The 15,984-nt window shown below is 69.9% G+C and carries 16 protein-coding genes and 1 pseudogene; 6 read left to right on the forward strand and 11 right to left on the reverse strand.

From position 1 onward, the window contains the following. Window positions 1-65 precede the first annotated feature (65 nt). From MFF55_RS11815 to MFF55_RS11845, 7 genes are all read right to left on the reverse strand, one after another. A complete protein-coding gene (locus tag MFF55_RS11815; RefSeq protein ID WP_238244286.1) occupies window positions 66-1,088 on the reverse strand; it encodes a zinc-binding dehydrogenase in 1,023 nt (340 codons plus the stop codon). A gap of 31 nt (window positions 1,089-1,119) precedes the next feature. After that, window positions 1,120-1,401, reverse strand: coding sequence for an SH3 domain-containing protein (locus MFF55_RS11820; RefSeq protein WP_238244287.1), 282 nt, complete (start codon window positions 1,399-1,401; stop codon window positions 1,120-1,122). 15 nt (window positions 1,402-1,416) lie between these two features. Next, entirely contained in the window at window positions 1,417-2,169 is a 753-nt protein-coding gene (locus MFF55_RS11825; RefSeq protein ID WP_238244288.1) for an SDR family NAD(P)-dependent oxidoreductase, read from the reverse strand. After that, window positions 2,166-3,449, reverse strand: coding sequence for a beta-ketoacyl-ACP synthase (locus MFF55_RS11830; protein ID WP_238244289.1), 1,284 nt, complete (start codon window positions 3,447-3,449; stop codon window positions 2,166-2,168). The genes MFF55_RS11825 and MFF55_RS11830 overlap by 4 nt, the downstream gene beginning before the upstream one ends. Before the next feature lie 70 nt (window positions 3,450-3,519). After that, window positions 3,520-4,659 (reverse strand): beta-ketoacyl-ACP synthase, encoded by a 1,140-nt coding sequence (locus MFF55_RS11835; RefSeq protein WP_238244290.1) that lies wholly within the window; start codon window positions 4,657-4,659, stop codon window positions 3,520-3,522. Then, the gene (locus MFF55_RS11840; protein ID WP_238244291.1) at window positions 4,656-5,144 is read right to left on the reverse strand and encodes a 3-hydroxyacyl-ACP dehydratase FabZ family protein; all 489 of its coding nucleotides are present in this window, start codon (window positions 5,142-5,144) and stop codon (window positions 4,656-4,658) included. Before MFF55_RS11840 ends, MFF55_RS11835 begins: the two co-directional genes overlap by 4 nt. A gap of 129 nt (window positions 5,145-5,273) precedes the next feature. Next, window positions 5,274-5,588, reverse strand: a complete 315-nt coding sequence (locus MFF55_RS11845) for an acyl carrier protein (RefSeq protein WP_238244292.1) — start codon at window positions 5,586-5,588, stop codon at window positions 5,274-5,276. Between the two features lie 259 nt (window positions 5,589-5,847). Here MFF55_RS11845 and MFF55_RS11850 point away from each other — a divergent pair. Then, window positions 5,848-6,959 (forward strand): annotated as a pseudogene (locus MFF55_RS11850) (AI-2E family transporter). Between the two features lie 27 nt (window positions 6,960-6,986). Here the strand turns inward: MFF55_RS11850 and MFF55_RS11855 are convergent. Both MFF55_RS11855 and acnA read right to left on the reverse strand, forming a co-directional pair. Further along, window positions 6,987-7,655 (reverse strand): metal ABC transporter permease, encoded by a 669-nt coding sequence (locus MFF55_RS11855; RefSeq protein WP_238244293.1) that lies wholly within the window; start codon window positions 7,653-7,655, stop codon window positions 6,987-6,989. Window positions 7,656-7,853: 198 nt separating this feature from the next. Beyond that, complete coding sequence (gene acnA, locus MFF55_RS11860; protein ID WP_238244294.1) at window positions 7,854-10,553, reverse strand: aconitate hydratase AcnA; 2,700 nt, start codon at window positions 10,551-10,553, stop codon at window positions 7,854-7,856. 271 nt (window positions 10,554-10,824) lie between these two features. Here acnA and ccmA point away from each other — a divergent pair, with 271 nt between their 5' ends. The 5 genes from ccmA to MFF55_RS11885 all read left to right on the forward strand — a co-directional run bounded on the left by ccmA (window position 10,825) and on the right by MFF55_RS11885 (window position 13,746). After that, window positions 10,825-11,466: a heme ABC exporter ATP-binding protein CcmA gene (gene ccmA, locus MFF55_RS11865; protein ID WP_238244295.1), complete on the forward strand. Its 642-nt coding sequence runs from the start codon at window positions 10,825-10,827 to the stop codon at window positions 11,464-11,466. Further along, entirely contained in the window at window positions 11,463-12,131 is a 669-nt protein-coding gene (gene ccmB / locus MFF55_RS11870) for a heme exporter protein CcmB (protein WP_238244296.1), read from the forward strand. The genes ccmA and ccmB overlap by 4 nt, the downstream gene beginning before the upstream one ends. 71 nt (window positions 12,132-12,202) lie before the next feature. Continuing rightward, complete coding sequence (locus MFF55_RS11875; RefSeq protein WP_238244357.1) at window positions 12,203-12,985, forward strand: heme ABC transporter permease; 783 nt, start codon at window positions 12,203-12,205, stop codon at window positions 12,983-12,985. 6 nt (window positions 12,986-12,991) lie between these two features. After that, the gene (gene ccmD, locus MFF55_RS11880; RefSeq protein WP_238244297.1) at window positions 12,992-13,144 is read left to right on the forward strand and encodes a heme exporter protein CcmD; all 153 of its coding nucleotides are present in this window, start codon (window positions 12,992-12,994) and stop codon (window positions 13,142-13,144) included. Beyond that, window positions 13,141-13,746: a DsbE family thiol:disulfide interchange protein gene (locus MFF55_RS11885; protein ID WP_238244298.1), complete on the forward strand. Its 606-nt coding sequence runs from the start codon at window positions 13,141-13,143 to the stop codon at window positions 13,744-13,746. Before ccmD ends, MFF55_RS11885 begins: the two co-directional genes overlap by 4 nt. A 3-nt stretch (window positions 13,747-13,749) precedes the next feature. Here MFF55_RS11885 and MFF55_RS11890 read toward each other — a convergent pair whose 3' ends face one another. Together MFF55_RS11890 and ftsY are read right to left on the reverse strand one after the other, a co-directional pair. Beyond that, window positions 13,750-14,361 (reverse strand): septation protein A, encoded by a 612-nt coding sequence (locus MFF55_RS11890; protein WP_238244358.1) that lies wholly within the window; start codon window positions 14,359-14,361, stop codon window positions 13,750-13,752. Between the two features lie 192 nt (window positions 14,362-14,553). Further along, a complete protein-coding gene (gene ftsY / locus MFF55_RS11895) occupies window positions 14,554-15,924 on the reverse strand; it encodes a signal recognition particle-docking protein FtsY (RefSeq protein WP_238244299.1) in 1,371 nt (456 codons plus the stop codon). Window positions 15,925-15,984 lie beyond the last annotated feature (60 nt).

Here is a 15,984-nt window from a genome sequence, read left to right on the forward strand (position 1 = left end):
ACGGCCATCGGGGACGCGGCTGCCCGCCCCGCTTAGTTCATTTTTCCCTCAGGAGCACCCTGCGCTCACAAGGTGACGAGGATCTTTCCGAAGACCTTACGGGATTCCAGGCGCTCCAGCCCTTGCCCGAAATCCGCGAGCGGCAGGACCGTGTCGACCACCGGCGTCAGGCCGTCCGCCATCTTGGCGAGGGCGTCGCGGATATTCGCCATCGAGCAGCCGAACGAGCCGGTGATGCGGTACTGCTGCTGGAAGAGCTGCATCAGGTTCATCGTCGTCGAAACGCCCGAGGTCGAGCCGCAGGTCACGAGCCGGCCGCCGCGCTTCAGGCAGAGCAGCGAGCCGTTCCAGGTCTCCGGCCCGACATGCTCGAACACGACATCGACCCCTTTGCGCTTCGTCAGCCGGCGGACCTCGCCCTCGAAGCGCTCGTCCCGGTAGTTGATGACGTGGTCGGCGCCGAGCGTCGCCGCCTTCTCGCCCTTCGCGTCGTCGCCGACGGTCGTGAACACCGTGCAGCCGATGGCCTTGGCCATCTTGATCGCCGCCGTGCCGATGCCCGACCCGCCGGCATGGACGAGGATGCTCTCGCCGGGCTCCAGGCGCGCGTTGTCGAAGAGCATGTGCTGCACGGTGCCGAAGGCGATGGGCGCGCAGGCCGCGTCCGTGAAGCTGACCCCCTCAGGCACCTTGACGATGAGGCGGGCCGGCATCGTCACCGTCTCGCGGGCGAAGCCGTCGATATGGAAGCCCATGACGCCGGCGACGTCCTCGCAGAGGTTGTCGCGACCTTCGCGGCAAGCACGGCAATGGCCGCAGGTCTGGGCGCCGTACATCACCACGGCGTCGCCGGGCGCCAGTCCCTCGATGCCCTCCCCTACGCAGACGATCTCGCCGGAGGCCTCGGCGCCCACCGTCAGCGGCAGCTTGCGCTTGGCGAAGGCCATGCCGCGAAAGCCCCAGACGTCGATGAAGTTGAGCCCGACGGCCCGGACCCGCACCTGAACCTCGCCGGGGCCGGGCGCGGGCGGGGCGTCGACCTCACTGACGCGCAGGTCGCGGTCGCCGAAGAGTTGGAGGGCTTGCATGACGTATCCAGTTCGATCGCGGGCTGGGGTCTCAATCCGGCGCCAGGTAGCGTCGTCGCGCCCAGCCGAGGCTGCTTCCGTACTTCACGCGGCACCAGGTCCGGCCGCTCGGGGTGTCCGTCGTGCAGCCGAAGGCGAGGAGGCGGCGTCCGAGCGGCACCTCCGCGACGGCGGGAGCCTCGGCATCCGGCGCCTCGCGGATCGTCAGCGTCTCCCCCGGCGGCAGATCGTCGACGCGGAAGGATTGCGGCTGGGCGTGCGCCGCCCCGCCGATGAAGCCTGCGAGGAGCAGGGCGGCCAGGGTCGCGCGCATCAGGCGTCCCGCCTCTCAGCCACGGTGAACGCCCATCATTGCGGTGAGACCACCATCGACGGGTAGCGTCGCCCCCGTGATGTAGGCCGCGCCCTTCCCCATCAGGAAGGCCGCCAGCGCCGCGACCTCGTCGGTCTGTGCGAAGCGCCCAAGCGGGATCTGGCGCTCCATCCCCGCGCGGTAGGCGGCGTAGGGCGCCATCATGCCGGTATCGATGAAGCCCGGAGCGATCACGTTGACGGTGATGCCGCGCTTGGCCGTCTCGATCGCCAGCGTCCGACAATAGGATTCGAGGGCGCCCTTGGTCGCGGCGTAGGCCGCGTTCCCCGGATTGGCCTGGGACGCCGCCACGGAGCCGATCGCGACGATGCGGCCCGAACGCGCGCGGATCATGCCCCGCACGAGCGCCTTGGCGAGGCGGGTCAGCGACCAGAAATTGATCTGCATCGCCGTCTCGGCGCGGTCCTGCGCGAGCATCGCCGCCAGGGCGTCGTAGGATTGGCCGGCATTGTGGACGAGGCCGTGGAAGCCTTCGTCCTCGATCTCGTCGCAGAACCCGTCGAGCGCCGCCCGGTCGGCGAGGTCGAGGGCTTTCGCCGCGATCCCACGCTCCGGATGTGTCTGGGCTAGCTCGGCGACGAGGCCGGAGGCGGCCTCCTCCGAGGACCGATAGGTGAAGAGGACGTCGTAGCCCTGGCCCGCAAGCGCCCGCACGATCGCGGCGCCGAGCCCGGAGGCGCCGCCGGTGACGAGAATCCGTCCGCTCACGCCGGCTCGTCCGCGAGGACGAGGCAAGTGTTCTGCCCGCCGAAGCCGAAGGAGTTCGACAGGACCCGCGAGACGCTCGCGTCGCGCGCCTCGGTCACGACGTCGAGGGGGATGCCGGGGTCGGGGACCGCATAGTTGATGGTCGGCGGGATGCGGCCGTTCGCGATGGTCAGGAGCGAGATCACGGCCTCGACCGCGCCCGCGGCCGTCAGCGTGTGTCCGATCATCGACTTGTTCGACGAAATCGGCACGGTGCCCATCTGCGCGCCGAACACGGCCATGCAGCCCATCGCCTCCATCTTGTCGTTCTCCGGCGTTGAGGTGCCGTGCGCGTTGATAGTGTTGATCGCTTGCGGAAGCGTGTCGGCATCGTCGAGCGCCGCGCGGATCGCCGCGATGATCGGCGCGCCGTCCGGGCTCGACCGGGTACGGTGGAAGCCGTCGCCCTTCTCGCCGCAGCCGAGCACGTAGCCGAGGATCTTCGCGCCGCGCGCCGTCGCGGCCTCCGCATCTTCGAGGACGAGGGCCGCGGCGCCCTCCCCCATCACGAAGCCGTCGCGGTTCTTCGAGAACGGCTTGGAGGCGGCCTCGGGCGGGTCGTTCTGGGTGGAGAGCGCCGAGAGCAGCGAGAAGCGGATCAGCGATTCCGGATTCACCGAGCCGTCGGTGCCGATGCACAAGGCGGCTTTCGTCTCCCCCCGGCGGATCGCCTCGACACCGAGCTGGATCGCGGTGGCGCCCGACGAGCAGGCGGTGGACAGGGAGATCGGCGAGCCCTTCGTGCCGAAGCGTTCGGCGATGTGATCGGCCACCGTGCCGAAGATGAAGAGGTCGTGCCAGGGATCGAACCGGCGCGTCGCGGCGGCGCGCTGAAGGCCCGCGTAAGTGACATCGCCATTCTCCGCCGCCGCCTCGGCGAGGGCCTGCCGCTGCGGCCATTCCATCTCGACCGGGGGCACCGCGATGAACAGGGCGCCGGGAAAGTCGCCCTTGGTACCGATGCCCGACTGCGCGATGGCCTCCTCGGCCGCCTCCTCGGCGAAGCGCTGCGAGAGGGCGGGCGCCACCAGCGGTTCGGTGTCGAGGAAATCGACGGTGCCCGCGATGCGCGTGCGCAGGCCCGTGGTCGGGAACCGCTCGATCGCATGGATGCCGGAGCGGCCGGCCGTCAGCGCCGCCCAGTTGTCGGCCTGCCCCTGGCCGAGCGAGGTGACGATCCCGAGGCCGGTGACCGCGACCAGCGGCCGGCCCTTCGGATCGCGGTGGGAAAGCTTCGTCATGGCGCCGTCATAGATGATTTTGCGCCCGGGTGCATCGCGATGTCGGCCGGCTTGCGGCGCGGAACCCGCGTCACCCGGCCGCCGTGACCCGGATCAGGCCCTCGCCGCGGCGATGGCCGATCGTCGTGACCGCGACCTCGCGCGCGCCCTCCTCCGCGACGAGGGCGGCGGCGAGCGCCGCGCCGAACGGCGCCACGATCTCGAGGGGGTGGCCGATCACGTCGCCGAGCGCCGTGACGGGACTGCCGGGCGCGAGCCGCGCCAGCGCCTCCGCCTCCTCGGTGGTGATCGGGGCGACGCCGGTGGCGCCCGAGATCACGCGGTCTGGTCCCGTCATGCCGCTCGTCTGCCAGAGCTTTTCCAGGCTGGCGGCGGTGCTGTCGGGGCCACGCCGGGTGCGATCGCTCGCCACCGGCTCGATCGTGGCCAGCGCCTTCGCACCCCGCGCCGCGGCATGCGCGGCCGCTTCGAGCACGAGGAAGGCGGCGGCGCTGCCGAGGATGAAGCCGGCCTCGCCCTCCCCGGCCCGGCCGAAGACCGGCCGGTAATCGCCCTTGCGCAGGTATCCGCCCATCTCGTGGACGACGAGAACGTCCGGACGTTCCGCGCTGTAGGAGCCGCCGACCAGCATGGCATCGATCTGGTTCGAGGCGATGCGCGCCTGCGCAATCCGCAGGGCATCGGTGCCGCAGGCCTCCTCGCCCATGAAGGTGCGCGAGGCGCCGGTGACACCGTGGACGATGGCGATGTTGCCCGCGAGAAGGTTGGAGAGCTGCGCGAGGAACAGGGTCGGGCGCAGGTCGTTCTGCAGGCGCTCGTTGAGGTAGGCGCCTGGATCGGCCGCATCGCGCAGGCCCGTGAGGATGGCGCCGTCGACCGCGTAGTCGCGCTCGCCCCCGCCCGCCGCGACGACGAGGTGCAGGTTCGCCTTGAAGGCGGCGTCGGACTTCACGCCGGCCGAGTCGAGGGCGAGCCCGGCGGCGAAGACGCCGAGCCGCTGCCAGGGCTCCATCTGGCGCTGGTCGGATTTCTTCGGGATCTGCCCATCGAGGACGAGCGGCGCCACCGGGTGAACCGGATAGGGCGCGAAGCTCGTCGCGTCGGTGCGCGCCGGGACGCCAGCGTGGAACGCCGCGCGATGGGCCTCGATGCCCTCTCCGGCGCAGGAGACGAGACCGATCCCGGTGACGACGACGTCGCGCCCGCTCATGCCGGTGCCGACTCGGTCGGCACCGGCTGCATCAGCCCGGTCAGTCCGATCTGCGCGGCCCGCGCGCGCATCGGCGGTTCGAGCTCCGGGGGGAACGGCATGGTCCGGAAGCGCAGTTCGGCATCGGCGACGAGCTTGCCCTCGCGCCGGATCGCCGCCTTGGTCACGGCGTAGCCCGAGCCGTCATGTTCGAGGCTCGCCTCGACGTCGAGCCGGGTGCCCGGCCCGACGAAGGCCCGGAACCGCGCCTTCTCGACGGCGATCAGGAACGGCATCAGCCGGAAATCGAGATGGGCGAGCAGGAGGTATCCGGAGGCCTGGGCCATCGTCTCGGTGAGGAGCACGCCCGGCACCAGGGGGTAGCTCGGGAAATGCCCCTCGAAGACGGGGCTTTCCATCGGCACCAGCGCAACCGTCTCGATCCGGCCGGCCGCGCGGTCGAGCTGCGAGACGGAATCGATCATCTCGAAATATTCGAGGCGCATGGGTCCGGCTTTGGTTCGAGCGACGTTCGAGTGCAGTTCGTCGGGACGAACCTGCGCCCGGAGCTTATCACGGCACCGCTTCGCGGAAGCAGCGGCCGTCCAGGCTTGAGGCTTCAGGGCGTCATGGCCTCAGGCCTTGGCGGCCTTCTCGGCCACGAGCGCGTCGATGCGGGCGCAGAGATTCTTGAGGACGAAGTATTCCTCGGCCGGGACCTTGCCTTCGTTGACCTCCTGGGTCCAGCGCTCGAGCGGCAGCTTGATCCCGAAGGCCTTGTCGACGGCGAACGCGATGTCGAGGAACGCGAGCGAATCGATGCCGAGATCGTCGATCGCGTGGCTCTCGGGCGTCACGGTCTCGCGCGGGATGTCAGCGGTATCGGCGATGATGTCGGCGACGCGGTCGAAGGTCGTGCTGCTCGCGGCGTCGGTGGGCTGATCGGACATGAACTCTCGCATTGTCTCGGGTGTCGCGCCGGGCCCGTCCGCGCCGATATCGGCGATCCCGGGCCTGCGCGCATGGCGCCCGGTGCCCCCGGTCGCGCCCCATGCGCCGCGCAGAGGACACGCGGGCGCCATCGAACGACCGCGGTTCCATACATGAGGGGTGAAAGGGGGGCAACCTTGGGCGTCGCGGAGCTGCCCCGTCCTTTCTCGACCGAGCACTGCCCTAGCTTCCCCGAAGGTCGAACGCGAGGAGGTTGCGATGGACCAGGGCCCGCGGCCGCTCAACGATCCTGGACTTCCAACGGCTCCCGCGCGTGCCCAGGCGATCGCCCGCCTGCTGCTCGTCGCAATCCTCACTGTCCTCGGGCTCTGGATCCTGAGGCCGTTCCTGCCGGCCCTGGTCTGGGCCATCATCCTCGCGATCGCCCTATGGCCGCTCTATCGTCGCGCGGCGCGGCGCTGGCCGCCGGGCCGGCACAACCTGCTTCTGCCGCTCCTGTTCACCGGGGCGATCGCCCTGGTCTTCCTGGCGCCGCTCGTGGTGCTCGGTTTTAGGCGGCGCGCGAGGCGCACGACGTGCTGACCTGGGCGCGGTCGTTCGAGCGCACCGGCCTCCCGGTGCCCGAGGTTCTGGCGCACCTGCCCTTCGGCGCCGCGCAGGCGGCCGCGTGGTGGAAGGCGAATCTCAGCCATTCGGAGGCAGGGCCCGCGCTGCTGCACCGGCTCGACAATTCCACCCTGATCGGCCTGAGCCGAAGCCTCGGCACGCAGATCGTCCGTCGCGTCGTGCAGTTCGGCTTCACCCTGCTCGCCCTGTTCTTCCTGTTCCGCGACGGTCGTGCGGTGACCGCACAGGCCCGTATCGCGAGCAAGCGGCTATTCGGTCCGCGCGGGGAGCGCGTCGCCCGGCAGATGGCCGCCTCGGTCCACGGCACGGTGGACGGCCTCGTGCTCGTTGGACTCGGCGAGGGGTTCGTGCTCGGGATCGTCTACTTCGCTACCGGCGTGCCGCATCCGGTCCTGCTCGGGGCGCTGACCGGAATCGCCGCGATGATCCCGTTCGGCGCGCCCCTCGTGTTCGGCGTCGCGGCGCTGATCCTCGCCGCGGCGGGCGCATTGGTGCCCGCGGCCATCGTCGTCGCGGCGGGGCTGGCCGTCACCTTCGTCGCCGACCACTTCGTCCGCCCGGCACTGATCGGCGGCACGACACGCCTCCCCTTCCTCTGGGTCCTGCTCGGCATCCTCGGCGGGGTCGAGAGTTTCGGCCTGCTCGGACTCTTTCTCGGGCCGGCCGTGATGGCCGCGCTGGTGCTGCTCTGGCGGGAATTCGTCGAAGCGCCAGGAGACGCGGAGACCGGGCCCATCACGTAGGCCCGCGCCGCATTCCCGGGGCGTCGCTCACATGGGCGGGGTCAGACCGTCCTTGCCCACCGCAACCATCCGGGCCTGAAAGGTCGAGCCGTCCCGCGTGCCCACCGCGAACACCTTCGAGCCGGGCTTGAGGATCGCCGCATCGGCCGGCTCGAAGGCCACGATCGGCGCTTGGCGCGGGACGACGATCGTCTTCGAACCTTCCTTGCCGAACGTCACCGTCAAGGTCTTCTCGCCGCCCGCGTCCGCACTCCCCGCAACCGTCCCGTTGGTCATCGCGCTCTCCACCACTGGCGGGCCCGCCTTGACGGTGCCGTTGGTCATCGCGCTCTCCACCGCGGTACCGCCGGCGAGCGTGTCCGGGATCGTGTCCCAGCCGTAATAGCCCTCGGCCGTGCCGCGCATGGATTCGGGGAAGACGACCACTTCAAGGGCCGTCATCGGGTTCTCCCCCTTCGTCGCCGTTCCGATGAACGCGCCGTCCTTGACCGCGTCGAGACTCGAAGGGACCACCGAGACGAGTCTGGTCCCGCCGATCGATACCGTCTCGGACTTTCCGTCCCTCGTCCGAATCGTCACGGATCCTGCGTCGACGCTCTCGATCGTCCCGCGCAGGCGCTCGGGCCGCGGCGCGGCGTAAACCGTACCTACGAAGAGGACGAGACTCGCCAAAGCGAGCGGGACCGAGCGTGTCATGGGTTTCTCCCTGTGCTGTCGCCGGGGAGAATGGAGCGGCGGCCCCGCGGAAACAGGCTTGTGCACAATGAAGTGATGCCTGCGCTCCGCCGAGCCGGCTCAGCCAAGGGGGTCCGACCACGTCCAAACCGACGCTTCCCCGAGGTGCTCGGCTGGGCCGCACCTCGGGCTCGGGACCCCATCCAGTCGGGCCGACCGTCAGGCCGCGAGCGAGCGCAGCACGTAGGGCAGGATGCCGCCGTTGCGGAAGTATTCGAGTTCGTCGAGCGTATCGATGCGGCAGGTGAGCGGCACCTCCTGCCTCACACCGTCCGCCGAGGTGATCTCCGCGATCAGCGTCTGGCGCGGCTTGAGCTCGCCCGAGAGCCCCCGAAGGCTGACGGTCTCGTCGCCCTTGAGCCCGAGGGAGGCCCAGGAGGTCTCGCCCTGGAACACCAGCGGCACGATGCCCATGCCGACGAGGTTCGAACGGTGGATGCGCTCGAAACTCTCGGCCACCACGGCGCGCACGCCGAGCAGCTTCGTGCCCTTGGCCGCCCAGTCGCGGGACGAGCCGGTCCCGTATTCCTTGCCGGCGAAGACCACGAGCGGGGTGCCCTGTTCCGCATATTTCTGCGCGGCGTCGTAGATGAACATCCGCTCGCCCGACGGTTGGAACAGCGTCCAGCCGCCCTCGACGACCTGTCCGGATTCGTCGCGGACCATCTGGTTCTTGATGCGGATATTGGCGAAGGTGCCCCGCATCATGACCTCGTGGTTGCCGCGCCGCGTGCCGTACTGGTTGAAGTCCTGCACCCGGACCTGATGCTCCTGCAGGTAGGCGCCAGCCGGCGAGTTCGCCCGGATGTTGCCGGCCGGCGAGATGTGGTCGGTGGTGATCGAGTCGAGGAAGAGCCCGAGGATGCGCGCATCGACGATGTCGGTGACGGGTGCGGGCGTCTTCTGCATGCCCTCGAAATAGGGCGGGTTCTGCACGTAGGTCGAGGTCGAGTCCCAGGCGAAGGTCTCGGCCTCCGTCACCTCGACGGCTTTCCAGTAATGGTCGCCGCCGAACACGTCGGCGTAGCGCGACTTGAACAGGGTCGAGGTGATGTTGGCCTCGATGAAGGACTGGACCTCCGCGCTCGAAGGCCAGATGTCGGCGAGGTAGACCGGCTTGCCGTCGGAGCCCGTGCCCAGCGGCTCCTTCGTGATGTCGACCTGCATCGAGCCGGCGAGCGCGTAGGCCACCACCAGCGGCGGCGAGGCCAGGTAGTTGGCGCGGACATCCGGGTTCACCCGGCCCTCGAAGTTGCGGTTGCCCGAGAGCACGGCCGCCGCGACCACGTCGTTGTCGTTGATCGCCTTCGAGATCGGCGCCGGCAGCGGCCCGGAATTGCCGATGCAGGTGGTGCAGCCGAAGCCGACGAGGTTGAAGCCGAGCGCGTCGAGCGGCTGCTGCAGGCCGGCCTTCTCCAGGTACTCGGCGACGACTTGGGAGCCGGGCGCCAGCGAGGTCTTGACCCAGGGCTTCGAGCGCAGGCCCTTGGCGACCGCGTTGCGGGCGAGCAGGCCCGCGCCGATCATGACGCTCGGGTTCGAGGTGTTGGTGCAGCTCGTGATCGCGGCGATGACCACGTCGCCGTGGCCGATATCGTAGTTCGCGCCCTCGACGGGATAGCGCTTGGCGATGTCGGCGGCGCGCCGGAACTCGGTCTCCATGGACTGCGCGAAGCCGGGCTTGGCGGCATCGAGCAGCACCCGGTCCTGCGGACGCTTCGGGCCGGCGAGCGAGGGGCGTACGTCGCCCATGTCGAGTTCGAGGGTGTCGGTGAAGACGGGGTCCGGCGTCGCCGCGTCGCGCCACATGCCTTGCGCCTTGGCATAGGCCTCGACGAGAGCGATGCGCTCGTCCGCGCGGCCGGTGACGCGCAGGAAGTCGATGGTCTTCTGGTCGATCGGGAAGAAGCCGCAGGTGGCGCCGTATTCGGGGGCCATGTTCGAGATCGTGGCGCGGTCGGCGACCGCCATGTCGTCGAGGCCGGGGCCGTAGAACTCCACGAACTTGCCCACCACGCCCTTCTTGCGCAGCATCTGCGTGACGGTGAGGACGAGGTCGGTGGCGGTGGTGCCCTCCGGCAGCTTGCCCGAGAGCTTGAAGCCGACGACCTCGGGGATCAGCATCGAGAGCGGCTGGCCGAGCATGGCCGCCTCGGCCTCGATGCCGCCCACGCCCCAGCCGAGCACGGCGAGTCCATTGACCATGGTCGTATGCGAATCGGTGCCGACGAGGCTGTCGGGATAGGCGAGCTCGGCGCCGTCTTCCGTCTTGGTCCAGATCGTCTGGGAGAGGAATTCCAGATTCACCTGGTGGCAGATGCCGGTGCCGGGCGGCACGACGGAGAAGTTGTCGAAGGCGGACTGGCCCCATTTCAGGAAGGTGTAGCGCTCGCCGTTGCGCTCGTACTCGAGCGCGACGTTGTCGGCGAGCGCCTTGGGGGTGCCGAACTCGTCGACGATCACCGAGTGATCAATGACGAGGTCGACCGGCACCAGCGGGTTGATCTTCTGCGGGTCGCCGCCGAGCGCGACCATGGCGTCGCGCATCGCGGCCAGATCGACGACCGCCGGCACGCCGGTGAAGTCCTGCATCAGCACGCGCGAGGGGCGGAAGGCGATCTCGGTCTCGACCTTGCCGCGATTGCCGAGCCAGGCGACGGTGGCCTCGATGTCGGCTTTCTTGACCGAACGGTCGTCCTCGTAGCGCAGCAGGTTCTCCAGCAGCACCTTCATCGAGAAGGGCAGCGCCGTCGCGTCGGCGAGGCCGGCCTTCTCGGCATGCGGAATGGCGTAATAGGTGTAGGACTTGTCCCCGACGGTGAGGGTCTGGCGGGAGCGGAAGCTGTCGATGGATGCCACGGGTTCGTCCTCGCGAGCGTTTGTCGAACACGCGCAGGCATAACCTGCGCCACGGATTCGTGTTCGGCTGGTAGCGCCTGATCGGTCGCACGCCGCTCCGGGGGTGCCCGGACAGGATGTTGCGCGAGGGGCGAATTGGACGCCCTGGAGTCGCGCGGCGCAGCCTGACCTGGGTATAGAACACTTCGAAACTGCCTGCTAGCTGGGCAGGGCTGGGGCGAGGTGTCATGCCCCTTGCGACAGGGACACAAGCTTTGGCTCGAGCGAACGCGTGCGGCTGACCGTCGACGACCTTGCCGCCCGCCGTTCCGGCCGCCGCATCTTCTCTCGGCTCTCCTTCGCCCTCGAGCCCGGCGAAGCCCTGATGGTGACGGGGCGGAACGGCGCCGGGAAATCCACCCTGCTCGCCCTCCTTGCCGGCCGGCTGAAGCCGGATGCCGGCACCATCGCAGTCACCGAGGTCGGCGAGGCGACGCTGCCCGAATGCCTCCACGTCGTCGGGCACCGCGACGGCCTCAAGAGCCCGCTCACGGCGGAAGAGAACCTCGCCTTCGCCCGCGACCTCCTCGGCGCGGCGCGCATGAGCCCGGGCGAGGCGCTGGCCGAGCTCGGCCTGGGCCATGCCCTCAAGCTCCCCGTCGCCTACCTCTCGGCCGGCCAGCGCCGCCGGGTGGCGCTGGCCCGCCTCCTCGTCTGCCGACGGCCGCTCTGGCTCCTCGACGAACCGACGGCGGCGCTCGACACTGCGTCGCAGGCGGTGCTCGCCGGCCTGATGGCCCGCCACCGCGCGGAGGGCGGCCTGATCATCGCCGCCACCCATCAGAGCCTCGGCCTCGACGATGCGCGCGAGCTCCGCATCGGTGAGACCGCGTCCGCGCCCGAGGCTCCGGTCACCGCAGAGGCCTGGTGGTGACCCGCGCGCTCCTCGCCCTCCTCGTCCGGGACCTGACCCTCGCCGCCCGCGTCGGCGGCTCGGGCGCGCTCTCGCTCGTCTTCTTCCTGATGATCGTGGTGCTGGTCCCCTTCGCTCTTGGGCCGGACCTCAACCTCCTTTCGCGGATCGGGCCGGCGATCCTGTGGCTCGCGGCTGTGCTCGCGACGCTCATCGGCCTCGACCGGCTGTTCCAGGCCGACGAGGAGGACGGCTCCCTCGACCTGATGACGGGCGCTCCCGTCCCCCTCGAAGGGGTGGTGCTCGCCAAGGTCCTCGCGCATTGGCTCACGACCGGCCTGCCGCTTGCCCTGGTCTCCCCCCTGTTCGGCCTGCTGCTCGCCCTCGACGGCACCGCGATGCTCGCCACGGCGCTCACCCTCCTCGTGGGCACGCCGGCGCTCACCTTCGTCGGCGCGGTCGGCGCCGCGCTCACGGCCTCGATCCGCCGCGGCGGCCTCATCCTCGCCGTGCTGGTGCTGCCCCTCATGATCCCGACGCTGATCTTCGGCGTCTCGGCGAGCGAGGCGGCCTCGAGCGGAACGGTGCCCTTCGCGACCCCGCTGATGATCCTCGGCGCCTTGAGCCTGATCGCGGCCGTGATCGGCACCTTCGCGGCGGCGGCGGCCTTGCGGTGGTCGGAGTAGTTGAGGACGCGATCCTGCGCGCAACACCCGCATTGCTGCTGCACCGCACCCTGGGCTATTTCCGAAGAACCATGTGGAACCGCATCGCCCATCCCGGCCACTTCATGCGCTGGACCGGCCCGCTGATGCCCTGGCTCGCCGGGCTCTCGGCGCTGCTGCTCGGCATCGGGCTGTACCTGACCTGGTTCGTGGTGCCGCCCGACTACCAGCAGGGCGAGACCGTGCGGATCATGTACATCCACGTTCCGGCGGCCTGGCTCGGGGTGTTCTTCTACGGATCGATGGCGTTCTCGGCTATCGGAACGCTGGTCTGGCGCCATCCGCTCGCCGACGTGGCGCAGCGCGCCGCGGCGCCGATCGGGGCGGCCTTCACCATCATCTGCCTCGTCACCGGCTCGCTCTGGGGCAAGCCGATGTGGGGCACCTACTGGGTCTGGGATGCCCGCCTGACCTCGATGCTGGTGCTGTTCCTCATCTATTGCGGGATCATCGCCCTGTGGCGGACGATCGAGGACCCCAACCGGGCGGCCCGCGCCATCGCCATCCTCACCCTGGTCGGCGCCGTGAACCTGCCGATCATCAAGTTCTCGGTGAACTGGTGGTCGACCCTCCACCAGCCGGCCTCGATCCTGCGCATGGGCGGTTCCTCGATCGACCCGAGCATGCTCTACCCGCTGCTGCTGATGATCCTCGCCTTCACCCTGCTCGGGGTGACGCTGCATCTCTACGGGATGCGCACGGAGATCCTGCGCCGCCGCGTGCGGGCGCTGACGATCCGCGAGGCGGAGCGGCTCGATGCAAGACCGGCCTCCACCGGCTCCCTGCCGGTCGGCCAAGCCGTGCAGGGCTTCTGAGCACCCATGGATCTCGGACCTCACGCCGGCTTCATCGTCGCGGCCTACGCCTTCACCACCCTCGTGGTGGGCGGACTGATCCTGAACGCCCTGCGCGATCACCGGGCGCAGAAGCGGACTCTCGCCACCCTGCAGGGTGAGACCGGGGAGGGCCGGTGACGAACCCTGCTCAGGGATCGACGCCCGAGCCTGCCCGCCGCTCGCTCCTCGTCGTCCTTCCGCTCGTGGCCTTCGCGGTCCTCGCCGCGATCTTCTTCGTGCGCCTGCGCTCCGGGGTCGATCCCGCCGCCGTGCCCTCGGCCCTGATCGGGAAGCCGGCGCCGGCGTTCAGCCTCGAACCGCTGCCCGGGATCGAGCGGGAGGGAAAGCCCGTGCCCGGCCTCTCCAGCGCCGATCTCAAGGGACGGGTCACGGTGATCAACTTCTGGGCGTCGTGGTGCGCGCCCTGCCAGATCGAGCACCCGCTCCTGACGCGGCTGGCCCGGGAACCCGGCCTGACCCTCGTCGGCATCGACTACAAGGACGCGCCCGAGAACGGGCGCCGCTTCCTGACCCGCAACGGGGTGCCCTTCGCGGCGCTCGGCGTCGATCAGACGGGGCGCACGGGCATCGATTTCGGCGTCTACGGCGTGCCCGAGACCTTCATCATCGGGCCCGACGGGATCATCCGCGACAAGCTCGTCGGCATCCTGACGAACGAGAACTACGGCCAGGTGCTCGACAAGATCCGCGCCGCCGGAGGGGTGGCCGCGAAGCCCTGACCGTCAGGCCCCTGGCGCGTCCTTGCGCTCGTAGCGCATCAGCAGCGGCGTCTGCGACAGGGCGAAGATCACGGTGATCGGCATGATGCCGAACACCTTGAAATTGACCCAGAAATCCTCCGTCTGCGTGCGCCAGACCACCTCGTTCACCACGGCGAGGAACAGGAAGAACAGCGCCCAGCGCAGGGTGAGCTTGCGCCAGCCCTCGTCGGTGAGCGCGAACATGCTGTCGAGGACGACGGACAGGAGCGGCTTGCCGAAGGCGAGACCGCCGAGCAGCACGAGGCCGAACAGCGTGTTCACGATCGTCGGCTTCATCATGATGAAGGTCTTGTCCTGCAGCGCGAGCGTCAGGCCGCCGAAGACGACGACCACCACCCCGGAGACGAGCGGCATGACGGGAAGCCGGCGCACCAACCCGTAATGGATGGCGAGCGCGATCACCGTCGCGACCACGAACACGCCCGTCGCCACGAAGAGCTTCTGCTCGGCCGCCACGCCGAAGCGCTCGGAATAGGCGTTGGCGAGGAAGAACAGCACCAGCGGCCCGAGCTCAAGGACGAGCTTGGGCAGGGGTGCGAGGTGGCGGTGCGGGGGAACGGTTTCGATCTGCATCATGGGAACTCGCTTCGCCTCGCGCGATGCGGCCGACCGGAGCGGTCGGATGGCAGCGACGTCATGGCCCGAAGGCCCGTCTCGGAACAAGGTCGGCCCTCCTGGCCTTCCGCCGCGTCGCGATCATATCAGCCAACTTCGGGCCCAAGGAAGCCGGTGCGATCCGGGCGACGAGGTCGCAGGCCCAGCCATTTAATCGGCATCGAGCCCCGCGATGGCACGGGCGAAGTCGCGGGCCGTGAAGGGCTCCAGATCCTCGATCCCCTCGCCCACGCCGATGAAGTGGACCGGCAGGCCGAACTTGGCGGCCAGCGCCACCAGGATGCCGCCCCGCGCGGTGCCGTCGAGCTTCGTCATGACGAGGCCGGTGACGTCGGCCGCCTTCGAGAAGAGCTCGACCTGGCTGATCGCGTTCTGGCCCACGGTGGCGTCGAGGACGAGCAGGACGGCGTGGGGCGCCTCGGGGTCGACCTTGCGCATGACGCGGATGATCTTTTCGAGCTCGGCCATGAGGCCGGTCTTGTTCTGAAGCCGCCCGGCGGTGTCGATCAGGAGCACGTCGCTGCCCTTCGCCTTGGCGGCCTCAAGCGCGTCGAAGGCGAGCCCCGCTGCGTCCGACCCTTGCGGGCGGGCGATCACAGGCGTGTCGGTGCGCTCGCCCCAGACCTTGAGCTGCTCGATCGCCGCCGCTCGGAAGGTGTCGCCGGCCGCCAGCATGACGCTGCGCCCTTCCGCCTTGAGCTTCAGGGCGAGCTTGCCGATCGTCGTGGTCTTGCCGGCGCCGTTGACCCCGACGGTGAGGATCACGAAGGGCCTTTTCGCCGCGTCGATCGTCAGCGGCACGGCGACGGGTGCGAGCGCCCGCTCCACTTCCGCCGCCAGGATGGCCCGGACCTCGTCGGGCGAGATGCCCTTCTCGTAGCGGCCGTGGCCCACCGCCTCGGAGATCCGCGTCGCCGTCTCGATCCCGAAATCGGCCTGGATCAGCGCGTCCTCCAGGTCCTCCAGCGTCGTCGCATCGAGCTTGCGCTTGGTGAACAACCCCGTGACCCGCTCGGTCAGGGCGGAGGAGGTTCGCTTCATCCCGCCGGTGAGGCGGCTCCACCAGCCGCGCTGCCCCGGCGCCTTGGCGGCGTCGCTGGCGAGCGCGGCCGCCGCATCGATGGGCTGGATGTCGGGGTCGGGCCGGGCGGGCGGGGTCTCGACGGGCGCGAGTTCGGGGGCGAAGGCCTGGGTCGTCGTGTGGGCGGGCTCGGCGCCGCGCTCCGGGGGATCGCCGGCCGTGCCGGCCGGCGGCAGCTCGGTCTGACCCTCGATGGGCTGAAGATCCGCGCCCTCGAGCTCGTCGGGAACCTGGTTCCGGTCCGGTGCCTCGGCCGCGCCTTCGGTCGACGGCGCCGGCACGTGAGCGACGTCGTCGGCGGCGGTCGCGAAGTCCGGCTTTCCCTCGGAGGGCGAGGCCGGCGCGACGGGCGGCACCGCCTCGGGCTCGGATTTCGGGGCGGCCTCGCCCTTTCGTCCGAACAGGCGGCCGAACCAGCCCGGCTTGTCGTCGTCGCTCATGCGGCACTCGCTCCCGGACGCTGCGCTCAATCTCTTCGCGGCCGCACGATGTGTCCGGAA

Source organism: Methylobacterium iners, assembly GCF_022179305.1.
GTDB lineage: Bacteria > Pseudomonadota > Alphaproteobacteria > Rhizobiales > Beijerinckiaceae > Methylobacterium > Methylobacterium iners.